This is a genomic window from Candidimonas humi (genome assembly GCF_019166065.1).
GTDB classification, from domain to species: Bacteria; Pseudomonadota; Gammaproteobacteria; order Burkholderiales; family Burkholderiaceae_B; genus Candidimonas; species Candidimonas humi.
The window spans coordinates 50,920-66,867 of the sequence record NZ_JAHTBN010000017.1; the positions used below are offsets into that span (position 1 = coordinate 50,920).

Below are 15,948 nucleotides of genomic sequence, written 5' to 3' on the forward strand. Positions count from 1 at the left end.
AATTATTTTCGAACTCTCTTACTTCATACATGCAAAAAATCCACGTCATCGCCCGCAAGGAAGACTTCGATGCCGCCCGGGCGCCCGGCAAGATCGCCGTGGTGCTGGACATCATCTTCGCCACCACCACCATCATCACTGCCTTGCAGCACGGCGCGCGCGCCGTCATCCCCGCCGGCAACCAGGACCAGGCTTGCGAACTCGCCGCCGCCAGACCCGACGGCAGTTATGTACTGGCCGGCGAATACCGGGCCGAGACGCTGGCCGGCTTCCAGCCCTACAACCCTCTTGCCATGCAAGGCCTGGACCTGAAGGGCCGTGATCTCATCTATTCCACCACCAACGGCACGGTGGCCCTGCGTGCGGCCAGCGCCTGCCAGCGCGTGTTCGCGGGCGCCTTGCTCAATGCCAGCGCCGTGGCCCGCCACGTGGCGCAGAACTACACCGAACAAACCATCTTGCTGGTATGCGCCGGCTCGCGCGGCATGTATTCGCTGGAAGACCATTACGGCGCGGGCTGCTTTGTGCAACTGCTGCGCGAATACGCCGGCGCCGAACGCGTCGCCCTGACCGATGCGGCCATTGCAGCCTTGCGCCTGTTCGAGCAGAACGATGCGGTCGAAACGCTGGCCGCGTCGCGCATCGGCCGGCGCATGGTCGCCAAATCCATGCTGGCCGATGTCCGGTACAGCGCCGGCATAGACACCTGCCCTTTCGTGGCCGAACTGGTCGATGGCAAGGTGGTCCGTGCCTGAATCATCCGCCTCTTCGACGAGCGGCCCGGCGCGCGCGGCGGCCCCGGGCGCCGTGGCCGAACCGCCACGGGGTAGCGCGGGCTCGGCGAAGCCCAGCCACCCGGGGCCCAGCCTGGTCGGCCATGGTCCCGCCGACCCTGCCGAGTTCGACGCATTCAAGCTCGAACTAAGCTTGTCCCGGCAGGAGATCTACCGCGAACTGTACCTGCAGAACAAAGACCTGGTCCGCATCAAGAAAGAGCACGTGGCCGTCAAGAACCTGGCGCGCATCATAGAATCCACGCTGCGGCTGGCCAATTCCAAGGGCTTTCACGCCATGTCCCTGCGCGACCTGTGCGCCGATTCGGGCATGAGCGTGGGAGGCCTGTATGCCTACATCAAGAACAAGGACGACCTGATCCACCTGATCCAGAGCCACGGCTTCATACTCACGCGGCGCACGCTGCTGGCCCATACCGAAGGCATAGCGTCCCCGCGGGAAAAACTGTACGCAGCGATCAAGTCCCACATCTACCTGAGCGAACTGATGCAGTCCTGGTTCAGTTTTTCGTTCATGGAAGCCAAGAGCCTGCCCAAAAAAGAAAAACAGGAAGCCATCGCCGCCGAGCTCGAGATCGAGAACATCATTTGCGGCATCATCGAACAAGGCATCGCGTCCGGCACCTTCCGCCCCGCCAACGCGCGGCTGCTGTCCTCCGCCACCAAGGCCCTGATGCAGGACTGGTACCTGAAACGGCGCAAGTACCGCAACCAGAACATACACGTAAGCCAATACGCCGCATTCGTACGCGACATGCTGGAAAGCTGCCTGCTGCCGGAAAGCTGAACTTGGCTTGCGGCGGCGCGCTGCAGCAGTTCAGCAAACCGCCACATGGCTGTCGCGGCGCACATCGCGTGCTCCGACATAACAGCCGTCACTGCGGCGCAGCAGTATCTGCATGCCGCCGAAATCCCAGGTGCTGGTCTGCTGCTCCGTAATCTCGTGGCCGAGGTCGGCCAATGCACGCGCGGTGTCCTGGCGAAAGCCCGGCTCCAGCACAACCCGCCGTCCATTGCCTACTTTGAATCGCGGCGCATCGACCACGGCTTGCGGATGCTGGCCATAGGCGGCCAGTCTGACCGCCAACTGGACATGCCCCTGTGGTTGGAAGATGCCGCCGGTCGCCCCGAAAGCGGCCGCGGACCCGTCCGCGAGCTCGAGAAACCCAGGCAATATGGTGTGCAAGGGCCGGACTCCGGGCGCCAGCCGCGCGGGCGAACGGGGGTCCAGGGAAAAACAGGCGCCGCGATTCTGCAGGGCAATCCCCGTGCCCGGCACCACCACTCCGGATCCGAAGCCCATGTAATTGGACTGGATGAAAGACACCATCATGCCCGATGCATCGCCCGCAGCCAGATATACGGTGCCCGACATGGCCGGCAAGATCCTGCCCGGATCCGCCGCAACTAGCGGGTCTATACGTCCGGCGTCCTCTTCGACGTATTCCTGCGACATGAGCGCATCGACACCCATATCCATATTGCGCGGGTCGCCCACGCGATTTCCCAGGCGGGCGAATGCCCGCTTCAGGGCTTCGATCTGCAAGTGCAGGCTCGGCGCCGAATCGGCCGGATGACGGTCCACGTCCAGCCGATCCAGGATCGCCAGCGCATACAGGGCGACCACGCCCAGGCCATTGGGCGGCATTTCATACAGCGTCGCGTCCCGATAAGGCCCGCGCAGCACGTCGGTCCAGTCGGCCCGGTGGGCGGCCAGATCGTCTTGCGAGAGCGTGGCGCCGCAAGCCGCGGCGTGGGCGGCCAATAACTGTGCGCTGCGTCCGGTATAGAGGTCCGCGCCGCCGCTGGCGGCGATCCGCTGCAAGGTCTCGGCCAATTCGGGCTGTGCGAACAAGGCGCCGGCCTGCGGCGCGGCACCGCCGGGCAGGAATACGCGGCGAAACTCCGCTTCCCCGCCCAATACCTTTGCCTGCTCGGCCCATTTGCGGGCCACGCCCGGCGTGACGCGGAACCCGTGCTGGGCATAATGCAGGGCCGGCCCCAGCAGTTCGGCGAAAGGCAGCGAGCCATGGCGGGCCGACAAGGCCGCCCAGGCGGACACGGCGCCCGGCGTAGTCACGCTGTCCCATCCCCGTTGCGGCATGTTCTCGCCGTGCCTGGCGCGCATCTCGGCGAGATCGGCGCGCAGACTGGCGCGGCCAGTGGCATTCAGGCCATATAGCCGGTCGCCTCGCCGGACAATGGCATAGGCGTCGCCACCGATCCCGTTATTGGTTGGCTCGACGACGGCAATAGTTGCGGCGGCCGCGATCGCGGCATCCACTGCGTTGCCGCCCTGCTCCAACATGCGCAGGCCCGCCTGTGCGGCCAGCGGCTGCGAAGCAATCACCATGCGCTCGCCGAGCACGGGCTTGAGCGCGACGGGATACGGGCACGTGTCGTACTGCTGCCGGGCCGCAGCTTTTGCGCCGATTTCGTTCAACCGCGACATACCCATGCCGGCCGCGGCCGCGCCAACATCCGACACTTCGAAGCTTGCCGCGCTCATGGTTTTTGCGCCAGACCCGCCTGCTGCACTACCCGGCGCCACTTGCCTACTTCCTGGTTCACGAAAGCGGCAAAACGGGGCGCGGGCTGGGGTTCGGGCGTGATACCCAAGCGTTCGAACTGCTGCTTGACATCGGGCATGGCCAGGATCGCCTCGATCTTCCGGCTGAGCAAGGCCGTCACGTCCGCGGGCATGCCGGCCGGCCCGAAAATTCCGAACCATGCGGTGACTTGGTAGTCGTGCACGCCCAGCTCGGCCAGCGTAGGCAGTTTGGGCAAGAATGGGCTGCGCCGCGCGCCGGTGGTGGCCAGTGCGTCGACCGTGCCGGCATGTATGTGGGCGATCGAGGTCGGCACCAGGTCGAACATGGCGTCCACCTGCCCGCCCAGCAAGGCATTCATGGCCGGTGCGCTGCCGCGAAAGGGTATATGAGTCAGCCGTATCCCGGCTTGCTGGCTCAACAGCACGCCGGCCAAGTGATTCGACGTCCCCAGGCCGGCCGAGCCGTACGAGATCGAGCCCGGTTTGGATTTGGCCAATTTCAGGAATTGGGCGAAATCCTTGATGTGCAGCGTGGGCCGAGTAAGCAATACGAACGGCATGGAGGCCAGCCGCGCCACCGGGGTGAAACTCTTGACAGGATCGTAGCCCGCCTGGGGATTGACCGCGGGAGTCATGGCATTGGAGCTGACGGTTCCCATCAGCAGCGTATAGCCGTCCGGCGGCGCATTGGCCACATAGCGCGCGCCTATGAGCGTGCCCGCGCCAGGCCGATTGTCGACGATCACGGCTTGGCCGAGCTGCTCTTGCAAGGCCTTGCCCATCACTCTGCCCAGTATGTCGGCCGAGCCGCCGGGCGGATAGGGAACCACCAGATGCACGGGATGCGAGGGATAGCCCGCCGCCCATGCGCCACCCATGGGCGCCACACACAGCATCACCGTACAGGCCCAAAAACACACTGCTAGCCGCTTGATCATGGCACGTCTCCTCGCCTTGGCAGCAAGTAAAAAACCAGACCGGAGCCGGAGTCAGGCCGACGCCATCGTATTCTTGTCGAGCTCGGGAATCGCCGGAATCTCTATGTCGTAGACGGAAACGTCGGCGCGGATCTCGTCCAGCGAACGCCGGATGATGCCGATTTCTTCGTCGGGATGCGTGGCTCCCAGGCCATAGTCGGCTGCGAGCGCGCGGTTGCGGCCGGCGCGGCGGCGCTCGTCATCGGGAAGATTCACGACCGAATACACGCCGTTGAGCAGCGAGCCCTGGAGTTTTTTCGCGAACTGCCGCCCCAGCAGCGCCTTCTCGTCGGCGCCCAGGGTTTCGAAGAAATGCCGCATGATGATGCGGCCGAACTGTATGTGCCTGGCCTCGTCGCGCAGGATGAGCTTGCAGGCAAGCTGGATCGACGCATACCGGGCATTCTCGTAGCGTGCCTGCAATAGTTCGCCCGACAGCTTCTCGAATAGCGTGTTGACCGCGAGACTGCCGAAAAACGACATGGCCTTCTCGGCGCCCTCTTCGTGAAAGCGGGGGATGATGGACTTGAAGTATTCTGCGCGCGGCGTGGGCTGGTAGCCGCCCAGCGCCTGGGCGACATGAAAGGATGCCTCGTGATGGCGCAGCTCTTCGGCGATGAAGTTCACGACATGCTGCTTCACCTCGAAGGGTTGATGGCCGAAGATCGCCTCGCGCAGCCGCTCGGCCCCGTAGGGAATGGCGCCATGCTCCATCCACGCGCGCAGGCTCCACCATTCCGCGCCTGCTGCGCGCACTTCGGCGGGAATCTCGGCCTGCTCGATGTCGGAATGATCGATGCTGCGCGGATCCCAAGCCAATTCACGCGCCTGCTCGCACAGCTTCCAGATGTCCGGGAATTCCAATTCCGAGACGACCGGATAAGGGTTGGGAACTGGGGTCAATTCTTCCAGCAAGGATGGCTGCATTGCTGTCTCCTGTCGAATTGTCGTCGCCATGGCCGCAAAACCTGCGGGACTGCGGGACTGCGGGACTGCGGGACTGCGAATTCAGTATAGGAAGTGCCGCGCAATATTTCCAATACTATTCATGCGACTTCGTAATACTATTAATGAATCAAGAATCGGCGCCCGGCGCGTGGCCCATCGATCCGGCTATTCCCGGACAAACGCAATCGGCACGGAGCCCAACGGCATGATCGACATCAGGCAACTGCAGCAATTCGTGATGGTCGCCACCGAACTGAATTTCGGCCGGGCCGCGCGCCGGCTGCATATGTCCCAGCCGCCGCTGAGCATGGCCATACGCCGGCTGGAGCAAAGCGTGGGCGCGAAGCTGCTGGATCGCACTCGCCACTATGTGCGCCTGACTCCGGCGGGGGAAATATTTCTCGAAGAAGCGCGGCGCACCATCGCACAGGCGCAATTCGCGATCGAAGCGGCCCAGGGCGTAGAGCGCGGCCTGACCGGGGTGCTGCGCCTGTCCTTTGTGCCCAGCGCCGCGCTGGATTTCCTGCCCGGCGTATTGCAGCGCTTCCAGGCGGCCTATCCCAGCTTGCGCCTGGTGCTCACGGCCGAAACCACTCGCAAGGAAATCGAAGCGCTGCATGCCCAGTCGGTGGATGCGGCGATCATCGTGCCGCCGCTGGCGGACACGACCGGCCTGGACATCACGGTGCTGCGTACGGCGACCATGGTATTGGCGGTCCCGGGCAACCATCGCCTGGCGGGCCGCAAGAGCATTGCGCTCTCCGCCCTGCCGCGCGAAGCCTTCATTTCCTTTCCCTTCGCCGAAGGCCGCGGGTTCGCCGGCGCCGTGCTGGCCGCCTGCCACGCGGCCGGTTTCACCCCACGCATCGTGCAGGAAGCCTCGCAAATGCTGACCGTGCTCACGCTGGTGGCCAGCGGGCTGGGCGTGGCCGTGGTGCCCGGAGCCATGAAAACCATACACCTGAACAACGTCAGCTTCGTGGAAATTTCCAATGCGCGCAAACTGCTGCGCTACGACCTGGCCCTGGCATCGTCCAGCAACCGGCGCAACGCCATGATCCAGGCTTTCGTGGACGTGGCCAGGCGAGGCCGGTAAAGCAGACGACACGGGCGCCGGGTACGGACAAGGCAGCCGCCGCGCACCCGGCCACGACACAAGCAGCCGCGGGCTCCCCGAGTCAGCGCCGAGGCGCTGCCTATACGCCCGCCACTCGACGCGCCAGCTCGAGCCCGGTGGCCCGGGTTCCAAGGCGGCCGCAAACGTCGCGCGTGGCCTCCCCCGCTTCGATGGCCTGGGCCACGCCCTCGGATATGGCCTTGCCGGCCTCCAGGAAGCGCGAATCGCCCACGCGCTGGCCATGCCAGCCCAGCAGCATCGCGGCCGACAGCACCAGGGAAAACGGATTGGCAATGTCCTGCCCCGCGATATCGGGGGCCGATCCATGCGCGGCCTGGGCCATCGCATAGCGCGAGCCCGCATTCAGCGAGCCGCCCAGGCCCAGGCTGCCGGACAGTTCCGCGGTCAAGTCCGACAGAATATCGCCGAACATATTGGTCGTGACGATCACGTCGAAGCGCTGCGGCGCGCGCACCACGTGCGCCATCATCGCGTCGACGATGATTTCGTCGATGCTCACCTCGGGGAATTCCTTGCCTACTTCGTGGCAGATATCTATGAACATGCCGTCGGCGATCTTCAGCACGTTGGCCTTGTGCACGATAGTCACGTGACGCTTGCGCATCATGGCCAGCTCGAAGGCGGAACGGGCGATGCGTTCGCAGCATTGCCGTGTGATGCGCCGCAGCGATATCGCCACATCGGGCGTGATCAGCATTTCGCTGGAGCCCGACTCGATGTTGCGATCGGCATAAAAACCTTCGGTGTTCTCGCGCACCACGACGAGATCGAATTCGCCCAGCCGCGCCGGCATGCCCTTATAGGTGCGCGCGGGCCGGATGTTCGCGTAAAGATCGAGTTCCTTGCGGAAAAACTTCGACGGATTGATCTCGCCCTTGGACTCGTCCTTGAAGTCATATGTGGCCATGGGGCCGAGCACCAGGCCGTCGGCCGCCTTTACCTTGTCCAGCAAGGCATCGGTGACGGTGGCGCCATGCAGCCTGAGGCTTTCATGCCCGGCGGCCTCGCGCTCGAGTTGCAGATCCAGCCCGTAGCAGCTGGATGCCGCTTCCAGCACTCCGACGGTGGCGCCGGTAATTTCGGCGCCAATACCGTCGCCGGGCAGAACTATTATCTTCATCGAAAGTTACCTCGTTGCAATGGGTTGCGGCGGTCAGCCTATGGTGATGCCTGTCGTTTTCAGCAGGCTGCGGTATTTGAGGGCTTCGGCCCGGACGAACTGGGCAAATTGCTCGGGCGTATTGGCTTTCACGACGGCGCCGTCGGCCTCGAAACGCGTACGGATCGCAGGCCTGGCCAACAACGTGTTGATGTCGCGATTGAGCTGCCCGACGATAGGCGCGGGGGTGGCTGCGGGCGCGAAGTAGCCGCCCCACAGGCTGTAGTTGAAGCCCTTGAGCACGGTTTCGTCTATGGTCGGCACATCCGGCAGCGCGGGCATGCGCTGCGTCGATGCGACGGCCAGGGCCCTGACGGAGCCCGACTTGATGTGTCCCATCGCCGCCGATGCGCTGGAAAAGAAAAAACCGACCTGGCCGCTGATGACATCCGTCATGGCCTGGCCGGCGCCTTTGTAGGGGACATGAATCATGTCGCAGTGGGTACCCAGGGCCAGGGCCGCGGCCGCGAGATGCCCGGGAGTCGCCGTCCCCGACGAGGCGTAGGCCACCTGCCTGGGCTTGCCGGCAGCCAACGCAAGCAGGTCATGTACGGTCTTGAAAGGCGACTTCGCAGACGTAATCATCACCAGCGGCGAATCGCCCACCAGCGCTATCGGGGCAAGATCCTTGAGCGGGTCATAGCCGGCGTTCTTGTTGGCCGAGGGAATGATGGCAATCTCGCCCGTCTGGCCCAGCAGCAGGTTCAGGCCGTCGGGTTTTTCGCGCACGATGTAGCGGGTGCCCAGCATGCCCGTGGCGCCCGGGCGGTTCTCCACGACGACGGTTTGCTTGAGCAGGTTTCCCAAGGGGTCGGACAGCACGCGGGCGAAGAGGTCGCCCTGGCCTCCCGGCGCGTAGGGCACGACCACATTGACGGCATGGGCCGGGTATGCCTGCGCCGCCAAAGCGCCGCGCTGTCCGGCTGCCAGCAACACGGCGCCGCATCCGGCGGTCAAAAGATTTCGGCGGCCGATATGCACGCTCCCGCCCCATCCGGCATCGGCCGTGCGATTCTTCATAACGCTGGATTCCATGCTCGCTCCTGGTTTCATGCCGCACCTGGCTCAGGTGCCGCGGACGGCCCGCGCTCGCCGCGCGGCGCCCGTCTTCGGCGAGGGATGCGTGCCGGGTGCGCTCGCCCGCTCCCTGAGAATCTTCAGCCGCTCGAGAAAGGCCTGGCGGATGTGATGCCTGGCCGCCTTGGCCGCGGCCTCCGGATCGCGCGCACGAATGGCCGCGACAATGGCGCGATGCTCGTCGATCGCGGCATCGGAACGCTGCGGGTTCTGCAGCGTGCTGCGGCCCAGCAAGTACGTGGTCTCGGTTACCGCCTTCAGGGACCGTATCAAGTGCTGATTGTGGGCGGCGCCATAGATGGCATCGTGAAACGCGAGATTCGCGGCCACCGGGTCCGCGCCGCGGCGCGACTCCTCGGCCAATATGGATTCCATATTGTCGATCTCGGCGTCCGTGGCATGGCGCGCGGCGAATTCCGCCGCGGCGGCCTCCAGTATTTCGCGCATGGAATACAACTCGGCGACGCCCTGCTGGTCGATTCGGGTGACAACCAGGCCGCGGCGCGGCTCGTGTGTCAGCAAGCGCTCGTCTTCGAGCCGCTTGAGCGCTTCGCGCACCGGCGTGCGCCCCATGCCCAGCAGATTCGCGACTTCGATCTCGCGCAACCTGTCATCATGAGAAAAAAAACCGCCAAGGATTTTTTGCTTGATGTCGTTGTAGGCGGCAAAGAACTGCGTGTTGTGCTTGGATACGGGCATGGCGGACGTTGTGCAGGGAAACTTCACGCAATCGGCACTACGGGCTGGCGTTCTGCGGCCGGCCCAGGCAACGGCGGCAATGCCGATTCAATTCAAATATCGGCCACGAAAATCAGCGACGCCATGCACGGCCTGCTTGACCACCGCATGCATGCCCGTCCGCCTGGTTCAATATATTTTTGCATACATAAATATATTGAACAAGACCGGCTGCGACATCCAGGCCCAGTACCAACCATGCCGACAGTACCTGCAGCATCGGGATTTCGGGGCCGGGCGCACCGGCCGGCCAGAATCACGACTCAAGGCGCCCGGCAGGAAGCAAGAACTCCTGGGGCGGCAAAGGGATAGGGGGACTTGCAGGCCGGTCGACACGGAATGCCGATCGATGTGGACAGGGCCGGGCTCCGAATGCCCGGACTGAAAATGTATGGAACAGCGGGCCAGGCACGGCGCGGCCCAGGTCGCCCGTCGGTGCCGCCCGCGAAAAAAGCTCAGCCGCAGTGAATAGAACTGAGCACGCCGTGCTCGTCGACGATGAGATCCAGGCGGGACGGGTTGTAACCCGTGGTCATCAACTGCCCGGGCTTGACGATCTGCAACACCGAACTGCCCGAGCGCGTACGCGCCTGCTCGGCCAGGGACTGCGAGAATTTGCTGCCGACCAAGGACTGCACCACGTCGTCATTGCAAACACCGGGCTGGTTGCCCATGCCGCCGCTGTCCATCCCCATGGCGGTATCGCCGCCCGAGCCGGTCAGCGCGGCATCCGGCGAGGCGGCCCCCGGGACGTGCAATCCCGTGGAAGCGCAGGCCGCTTGCATGCCCAATACCGCAATACAAAACAGCTTCCTGATCATGTAGGCTCCTTACTCTTACTGTTAGGCACGTGTACCTGCATATGATAGATCAGGCGGCCGGATCCGGGCCGCAATGCTGTCTAAACCCAACAGCGCCAGCAGGCGGCTGCGCGCGGCCAGCCGCTATGGCCCGCCGCCCATGCCCGCCCTCTTGCGGCCCGAGCTGCAGCCCAGGGCCCGGCGGCCCCGGGGGTTCGTGTCATAATGAAACAGACGGATTCTTGCGCCGGGGAAAGCACCCGGCGCAAGGCCAACCCGTTGCCATCGCGAGAACTCCCAGTACTGCCATGCCTGCGAAGACGCGAACTCACGGCGCGGATTTTTGCGCCCTGATGCGCGAGGCTCATACCATGCATGCTCCGGACACGCCCCGGATCGATATCGAGGACGTCACACTGTTGCGCGGTTCCGCCACCGTGCTCCGGGGGCTGTCGCTGTCGCTGACCGAACCGCGCATAGGGCTGATCGGCGACAACGGCGCGGGCAAGAGCAGCCTGTTCCGGCTGATCTGCGGCCTGGACGCCGCGGCCAGCGGCTCGGTCTCGGTCTGCGGTTGCGATGTGCGCACCGCGCGTGCACGCTTGCCGGGCCTGGTAGGAATGATGTTCCAGGCGCCCGACGACCAGATCGTCTTTCCCACGGTGGTCGAGGAACTGGCCTTCAGCCTGTCGCCCCGGAAGCTCCCGCGGCGCGAGGCGCGGGAACGGGCCCGCGAATTCCTGGCCGCCCGGGGCCTGGAAAATTGGGCCGATCGCGCCATCGAAAGCCTCAGCCAGGGCCAGCGCCAGCACGTCTGCCTGCTGGCCATGCTGATCGCCGCGCCGCGCGTGCTGCTGCTGGACGAGCCCTATTCCAGCCTCGACCTGCCCGGCCAGATCCGCCTTGCCGCCGAGCTTGCTCGGGCCGAACAGCAGATTCTCATATCCACACATGTGCTGGAACATGTGCGCGACTTCGAGCGGGTGATCTGGATGGAACGCGGGCTGGTGCGCGCGGACGGCCCGGGCGCGCAAGTGTGCGCCGACTACGAGGCCGACGTACTCCGGCGCACGGCAGATGTTTCCGCGCTCCGCCCTCATCCGGCTTTGCAGGCTTGCCGTGCGTAGCCTCTACAGCGACCGCCGAACCTGGCTGCATGCGGTTCCGGCAGGCCTGAAACTGCTGGTGATCGCCACCCTGGGCACGGCCTTCTTCATTTCCGGCAAGCTTCCGGTATTGGTCGCCGGCACGGCGGTGGTGGGCGCCGCATTCGCCTCGCTGGGCCGTTCGGTACGGCCGGCGCTGCGGCTGGTCGCCTCGATCGCCGCCGCATCGGCGCTGGTTGCTGTATTCCATGTGCTGGCCGGGCACCCCGAATTGGGCGCCGCCAGCGTGCTACGATTGATGAGCGCATCCCTGCTGGGCGTGATGCTGACGCTGACCACCCGCTACGACGAACTGCTGGATGTCATCGAAACCCTGCTGCGTCCGTTCGGCCGCATGGGGTTCCGCACCGGCCGACTGGCCCTGGGCATAGGACTGATGCTCCGTTATACGGAGCATTTCTTCGTTCAATGGCGGCGCATGGACGACGCTTACCGCGCCCGTTCCGGCAAATCCGGCGGCTTCGCCCTGCTGGCGCCGCTGACGGTGCGCATGCTGCTGACCGCCCGCCGCGTGGCCGATGCCCTGGCCGTTCGCCTGGGCGGCTGATTTTGCCTTGCTTCCGAATTGCCATTCCTACTCAAGTCCAATCATGACTACAGCCACGCCTTCCCGATCCCTTTCCCTGGTGGCCCTGTTCGCCGCGCTGATGGCCGTATTCGGCCTGATACCCAAGATCGACCTGCCCTTCGGCGTGCCCATCACCATCCAGACCTTGGGCGTGATGCTGGCCGGATGCCTGCTGGCGCCGCGCCAGGCTTTCCAGGCGCTGCTGCTGTTCCTGGGCGCAGTGGCCTTGGGCCTGCCGCTGCTCTCTGGGGGCCGGGGCGGCCTGGGGGTATTCGTGGCGCCCTCGGGCGGCTTTCTGATCGGCATGCTGTTCGGCGCGATGGCCACTAGCTGGATCATGCGCGCCCTGCCGGGCAAAGGCCTGCGCCTGCTGGCACTGCGCGCCTTCGCGGCCAGCGTGGTGGGCGGCATCGTCGTGGAATACGCCTTCGGCATCGCGGGCCTGGTCGTGCTGGCGCGGCTTACGCCGTGGCAGGCGGCAGTCGCCTCCCTGGCCTTCGTGCCCGGCGACCTGATCAAGTGCGTGCTCTGCACCCTGGTGGTCCATACCGTGGCGCGCAGCATTCCGGATTGGGGGCTCGAGGGCCGGATCGCGGCTTGAAAAACATGCCGGAATTCGCGACCGTCGATGCGCCGGTGGCGCATTGGGCGCGTTGCCGCCCCGATGCCATCGCCATCGACGATGGCCGCCGGCCCATGAACTTCGCGCAACTGGACCAGGCCGTGCGCGCACGCGCCGCAGCCTTGGCGCAGTCCAGCGCACCGGCCGTGGTCTGGGTCGATGAACATGCCGATCTGCCGGCACGCGTGGCCGATTTCCTGGGCATCGTCGCCAGCGGCCGCTGCGCCGCGGTGGGCGACCCGGACTGGCCCGGCGTCGTGCGCCGCCAGGTGCTCGCCTCCATCCCGCAAGACACTGCGGCGCCACCCTCTCCCGGCCCAGCCACGCCCTTTTATATCGGATTCACCTCGGGCAGCACCGGGCTGCCCAAGGGCTTTCGCCGTACCCACCGATCCTGGACCGAAAGCTTTCGCGCCTGCCTGGACGCGTTCGGGCCTGGCGCCGCCACGCGCGTGCTGGCGCCCGGGCGCTGCTCGCACTCGCTGTTCCTGTTCGGCATGCTCCTGGGGCTATGGACCGGCGCCGGAGTCCTGGTGCAGGAACAATTTTCCGCCGCCCGCGCGCTGGACAGCCTGGAACAGGGAGCCGCCTCGTGCCTGATGGCGGTGCCCAGCCAACTGCTGGTCATGCTGGAACTGGCCGCGCGACGCAAGCGCGCGCCCATCCATGGCGTCAGCCAGGTCATCATCAGCGGCGCGCGCTGGATGCGCCACCGTACCGTCGAACTGCGCGCCCTGTTCCCGCAAGCTCGGATCGTCGAGTTCTACGGCGCCTCGGAAACCAGTTTCATCGCCTGGACAGACGCAGATCCGGGCCTGCCCGCCGAAGCCGTGGGCCGGCCTTTCGCCAAGGTCGAGATCGACGTGCGCGGCGCCCAAGGCCCGGGAACGCCGGGCCTGATCTATGTGCGCAGCCCCATGCTATTCATGGATTACGTGGGCGGCGGGGACGACGGCACCGCGGCCCTGCGCAAAGGCGACTGGATGTCGGTGCGCGACATGGGATACCTGGACGAGCAAGGCCGGCTGTGCCTGGCCGGCAGGCAGAAACGCATGATCGTCACCCAGGGCAAGAACCTCTTCCCTGAAGAAGTCGAGACCGTCCTGGCCGCACATCCCGGCGTGGCCGCAGCGTCCGTGCATGGCGTGCCTGACGAGTTGCGCGGCATGCAGGTCGTGGCCGTCGTCCTGGCCAACGACGGCGCGCAATTGCGCGCGGCGGAGCTGGCCGCGTGGTGCCGGGCCAGGCTGGAGCCCTACAAGGCGCCGCGACGCTATTTCCTGTGCCAGCACTGGCCCCTGACTGTCAGTTCCAAGACGAATCACGCAGCCCTGGCCGCCGCCCTTGCGGCAGCGACAACGGCCGAGGCCGCGGACAGCGGCGAGCCGCGCCTGCGGGTACTGCCATGAGCGCGCGGCCCGATCCCCGCATCGTGGGCTGGGCGCGCAGTGCCGTGGCGCCCAAAGGCGGCGCGTTCAAGGCCCTGCAGCCGCATGAAATCGCTGCACCGGTGCTGCGGGAACTGCTCGCCCGCTGCGGCATCGAGCCCGAAGCCGTAGACGCCGTAGTGGCCGGCAACGCGCTGGGCGCGGGCGGCAACCCCGCGCGCATGCTGGGCCTGGCCGCGGGACTGCCCGAGCGCTGCGCCGCATACTCTATAGATACCCAATGCTGCGCCGGCCTGGACGCCGTGACGCTGGCCGCGGGTTTGCTGGCCAGCGGCAACGCCTCCGTAGCGATCGCCGGCGGCGTCGAGGCCTGGAGCCGCGCCCCCATACGCCAACACCGGCCCTTGCGACCGGGAGATCCGGCCCTGGCCTACGAACGTCCCGCCTTTGCTCCCGATCCCGCGCGCGATCCGGACATGCTGCAGTCGGCCGCACGCTATGCCGCGAACCATCGTTACACGCGCAGCGCCCAGGACGCCTATGCGATCTCCAGCCATGCCCGGGCCCTGGCGGCCCGCGATGAACTGGCCCGTGAAATCGTTCCCGTGGCCGGCCTGGACCATGACGCTTATCCACGCGAGATCACACCCGAACGCGCCGCCCGGATGCCGGCCGCAGTCACGGCCGACGCATCCGCCGAATGGTCGCTGAGCCCGCTGTCCATCGCCCCCAAGGCCGACGGCGCCGCCTTCGTGCTGCTGGCCACCGCGCAAGCCTGCCGGCGCCTGGGCCTGCGCCCGCGAGCGGCCTGGATGGGCTCCACCTCGCTGGGATCGGCCCCCGAGACACCCCTGCTTGCCGCCGCGCAAGCCGCGCGCACACTGCTGCAGCGGCTGGGCCTGGACATCGAGCAATGCGCAGCCATCGAACTGCACGACGCCTTCGCCGTGCAGGCGCTGAGTTTCTGCGATGCCTTCGCCCTGGATCCGCAACGGCTCGCGCGCCGCGGCAGCGGCCTGGCGCGCGGCCACCCCATCGGCGCCTCGGCCGCGATCGCGCTGGTGCGCCTGCTCGCAGACCTGGATGCCGATGCAAGCCCAGGCGCGCTAGGCCTCGCGGCTGTGGCAGGCGCGGGCGGCATAGGCGCAGCCGCGGTCGTCGAGAAGCTGTAGCCGCCGGGCGCAGCCCAGGCTACGGCGCCTGCGCGATCCAATCTTGCCTCGGGCTGACACTGTCTCGTATGGGGCAAGCAAGGCTCCCCGCTCTTCTATGAGAGGCCCCCGGCGGGGTGCACCATCCAATAATGGCCGGGCTCGATTCCCGACAGCGATGCCAAATAAAAAAAAGCCGCCCCAGTCTTAATGGGAACGGCTCTCTTTTGACTAGCTAGCTGCTAGACGTATATCAGATAACTTGTATCTGCGTTGCGCACGGGCCTTTCTGGCCAACCCCGGCAACGAACGAAACTCGTTGGTTCTCTTCCAGGTTTTTATGGCCAGAGCCCTGAATTTCGCTGTAATGCGCAAAGAGGTCCTTGCCACCCGACTCAGGCATGATAAAGCCGAAGCCTTTTTCGCTGTTGAACCACTTCACGATACCGATTTCTGTCTTCAATGTATGTCCTAGGTAAAAGGGAAGAATATCCCCGAGTTCAGTATGGGGGTTCTCGCCGCGAATAACCAGCACTGTTACCAAATAACGCACGACTGCATGGAGATGAAGTAACGAGCGCCTGGATATCACGGACACCTTCCGGCTTGGTGGCGTGCTGAGGTTACGTTATATGCGAGCCATCAAGGTATTTGTGCGCGGACAATTTTGGGAAGCTGGTGCCGTTACGCAGAAGTACCGGTAAGCCAGAAGGCACCCCCTCCTTAGCCATATCGCTAGCCATAGGCTCTTCCTCATGAACGGGGGACAAGCGGTATTCATTAAACTTGTTTTTGCGAAGAACGAGCTTAATGGAGCGAATACCGATGTCCCCAGTAGATTCTATCTTAGGAATCCGAGATGTATTCATAG

17 protein-coding genes are annotated in these 15,948 nt (G+C 65.3%); 8 read left to right on the top strand and 9 right to left on the bottom strand.

Features of this window, described 5'->3' with window-relative positions; all coding sequences use genetic code 11:
* The first annotated feature begins 29 nt into the window (after positions 1-29).
* A complete protein-coding gene (locus tag KVP10_RS20720; protein WP_217966658.1) occupies positions 30-755 on the top strand; it encodes a 2-phosphosulfolactate phosphatase in 726 nt (241 codons plus the stop codon).
* Positions 748-1,581, top strand: coding sequence for a TetR/AcrR family transcriptional regulator (locus KVP10_RS20725; RefSeq protein WP_343218785.1), 834 nt, complete (start codon positions 748-750; stop codon positions 1,579-1,581). The genes KVP10_RS20720 and KVP10_RS20725 overlap by 8 nt, the downstream gene beginning before the upstream one ends.
* A gap of 30 nt (positions 1,582-1,611) precedes the next feature.
* Here the strand turns inward: KVP10_RS20725 and KVP10_RS20730 are convergent, their stop codons facing one another.
* From KVP10_RS20730 to KVP10_RS20740, 3 genes are read right to left on the bottom strand one after another with little or no spacing between them, the layout of a single operon-like run.
* Positions 1,612-3,303, bottom strand: a complete 1,692-nt coding sequence (locus KVP10_RS20730) for a gamma-glutamyltransferase family protein (RefSeq protein ID WP_246600893.1) — start codon at positions 3,301-3,303, stop codon at positions 1,612-1,614.
* Positions 3,300-4,283, bottom strand: coding sequence for a Bug family tripartite tricarboxylate transporter substrate binding protein (locus tag KVP10_RS20735; protein ID WP_217966660.1), 984 nt, complete (start codon positions 4,281-4,283; stop codon positions 3,300-3,302). The genes KVP10_RS20730 and KVP10_RS20735 overlap by 4 nt, the downstream gene beginning before the upstream one ends.
* Before the next feature lie 51 nt (positions 4,284-4,334).
* Complete coding sequence (locus tag KVP10_RS20740) at positions 4,335-5,249, bottom strand: diiron oxygenase (protein ID WP_217966661.1); 915 nt, start codon at positions 5,247-5,249, stop codon at positions 4,335-4,337.
* A gap of 226 nt (positions 5,250-5,475) precedes the next feature.
* Between KVP10_RS20740 and KVP10_RS20745 the strand changes: the two genes are divergently transcribed.
* Positions 5,476-6,366 (top strand): LysR substrate-binding domain-containing protein, encoded by an 891-nt coding sequence (locus KVP10_RS20745; RefSeq protein WP_217966662.1) that lies wholly within the window; start codon positions 5,476-5,478, stop codon positions 6,364-6,366.
* A 100-nt stretch (positions 6,367-6,466) separates the two neighbouring features.
* Here the strand turns inward: KVP10_RS20745 and KVP10_RS20750 are convergent, their stop codons facing one another.
* The 4 genes from KVP10_RS20750 to KVP10_RS20765 form a co-directional block, all read right to left on the bottom strand.
* Positions 6,467-7,528: an isocitrate/isopropylmalate dehydrogenase family protein gene (locus tag KVP10_RS20750; RefSeq protein WP_217966663.1), complete on the bottom strand. Its 1,062-nt coding sequence runs from the start codon at positions 7,526-7,528 to the stop codon at positions 6,467-6,469.
* Between the two features lie 33 nt (positions 7,529-7,561).
* Entirely contained in the window at positions 7,562-8,503 is a 942-nt protein-coding gene (locus KVP10_RS20755) for a Bug family tripartite tricarboxylate transporter substrate binding protein (protein ID WP_343218786.1), read from the bottom strand.
* Between the two features lie 129 nt (positions 8,504-8,632).
* Positions 8,633-9,343, bottom strand: a complete 711-nt coding sequence (locus KVP10_RS20760) for a GntR family transcriptional regulator (RefSeq protein ID WP_217966664.1) — start codon at positions 9,341-9,343, stop codon at positions 8,633-8,635.
* Between the two features lie 494 nt (positions 9,344-9,837).
* A complete protein-coding gene (locus KVP10_RS20765; RefSeq protein WP_217966665.1) occupies positions 9,838-10,203 on the bottom strand; it encodes an I78 family peptidase inhibitor in 366 nt (121 codons plus the stop codon).
* Positions 10,204-10,553: 350 nt separating this feature from the next.
* On the opposite strand from KVP10_RS20765, the gene KVP10_RS20770 reads away from it, so the two are divergent.
* Genes KVP10_RS20770 through KVP10_RS20790 form a run of 5 tightly spaced genes read left to right on the top strand, consistent with a single transcriptional unit; the run spans position 10,554 to position 15,098 of the window.
* Positions 10,554-11,309, top strand: coding sequence for an energy-coupling factor ABC transporter ATP-binding protein (locus KVP10_RS20770; RefSeq protein ID WP_217966666.1), 756 nt, complete (start codon positions 10,554-10,556; stop codon positions 11,307-11,309).
* The gene (locus tag KVP10_RS20775; RefSeq protein ID WP_217966667.1) at positions 11,302-11,895 is read left to right on the top strand and encodes an energy-coupling factor transporter transmembrane component T family protein; all 594 of its coding nucleotides are present in this window, start codon (positions 11,302-11,304) and stop codon (positions 11,893-11,895) included. The genes KVP10_RS20770 and KVP10_RS20775 overlap by 8 nt, the downstream gene beginning before the upstream one ends.
* Before the next feature lie 43 nt (positions 11,896-11,938).
* Positions 11,939-12,517: a biotin transporter BioY gene (locus KVP10_RS20780; RefSeq protein ID WP_217966668.1), complete on the top strand. Its 579-nt coding sequence runs from the start codon at positions 11,939-11,941 to the stop codon at positions 12,515-12,517.
* Positions 12,518-12,522: 5 nt separating this feature from the next.
* Entirely contained in the window at positions 12,523-13,947 is a 1,425-nt protein-coding gene (locus tag KVP10_RS20785; RefSeq protein ID WP_217966676.1) for an AMP-binding protein, read from the top strand.
* On the top strand, positions 13,944-15,098 hold the full coding sequence (locus tag KVP10_RS20790; RefSeq protein WP_217966669.1) for a thiolase family protein: 1,155 nt from the start codon (positions 13,944-13,946) through the stop codon (positions 15,096-15,098). The genes KVP10_RS20785 and KVP10_RS20790 overlap by 4 nt, the downstream gene beginning before the upstream one ends.
* Positions 15,099-15,330: 232 nt before the next feature.
* Here KVP10_RS20790 and KVP10_RS20795 read toward each other — a convergent pair whose 3' ends face one another.
* The gene (locus tag KVP10_RS20795; protein ID WP_217966670.1) at positions 15,331-15,540 is read right to left on the bottom strand and encodes a cold-shock protein; all 210 of its coding nucleotides are present in this window, start codon (positions 15,538-15,540) and stop codon (positions 15,331-15,333) included.
* A 160-nt stretch (positions 15,541-15,700) separates the two neighbouring features.
* The coding region (locus KVP10_RS20800) for a hypothetical protein (RefSeq protein WP_217966671.1) at positions 15,701-15,948 on the bottom strand (248 nt) is incomplete at its 5' end.

Coding starts and splice junctions, on each gene's coding strand:
- KVP10_RS20720 (WP_217966658.1), top strand. CDS start 30: ATGCAAAAAATCCACGTCATCGCCCGCAAGGAAGACTTCGATGCCGCC.
- KVP10_RS20730 (WP_246600893.1), bottom strand. CDS start 3,303: ATGAGCGCGGCAAGCTTCGAAGTGTCGGATGTTGGCGCGGCCGCGGCC.
- KVP10_RS20735 (WP_217966660.1), bottom strand. CDS start 4,283: ATGATCAAGCGGCTAGCAGTGTGTTTTTGGGCCTGTACGGTGATGCTG.
- KVP10_RS20740 (WP_217966661.1), bottom strand. CDS start 5,249: ATGCAGCCATCCTTGCTGGAAGAATTGACCCCAGTTCCCAACCCTTAT.
- KVP10_RS20745 (WP_217966662.1), top strand. CDS start 5,476: ATGATCGACATCAGGCAACTGCAGCAATTCGTGATGGTCGCCACCGAA.
- KVP10_RS20750 (WP_217966663.1), bottom strand. CDS start 7,528: ATGAAGATAATAGTTCTGCCCGGCGACGGTATTGGCGCCGAAATTACC.
- KVP10_RS20760 (WP_217966664.1), bottom strand. CDS start 9,343: ATGCCCGTATCCAAGCACAACACGCAGTTCTTTGCCGCCTACAACGAC.
- KVP10_RS20765 (WP_217966665.1), bottom strand. CDS start 10,203: ATGATCAGGAAGCTGTTTTGTATTGCGGTATTGGGCATGCAAGCGGCC.
- KVP10_RS20770 (WP_217966666.1), top strand. CDS start 10,554: ATGCATGCTCCGGACACGCCCCGGATCGATATCGAGGACGTCACACTG.
- KVP10_RS20780 (WP_217966668.1), top strand. CDS start 11,939: ATGACTACAGCCACGCCTTCCCGATCCCTTTCCCTGGTGGCCCTGTTC.
- KVP10_RS20785 (WP_217966676.1), top strand. CDS start 12,523: ATGCCGGAATTCGCGACCGTCGATGCGCCGGTGGCGCATTGGGCGCGT.
- KVP10_RS20790 (WP_217966669.1), top strand. CDS start 13,944: ATGAGCGCGCGGCCCGATCCCCGCATCGTGGGCTGGGCGCGCAGTGCC.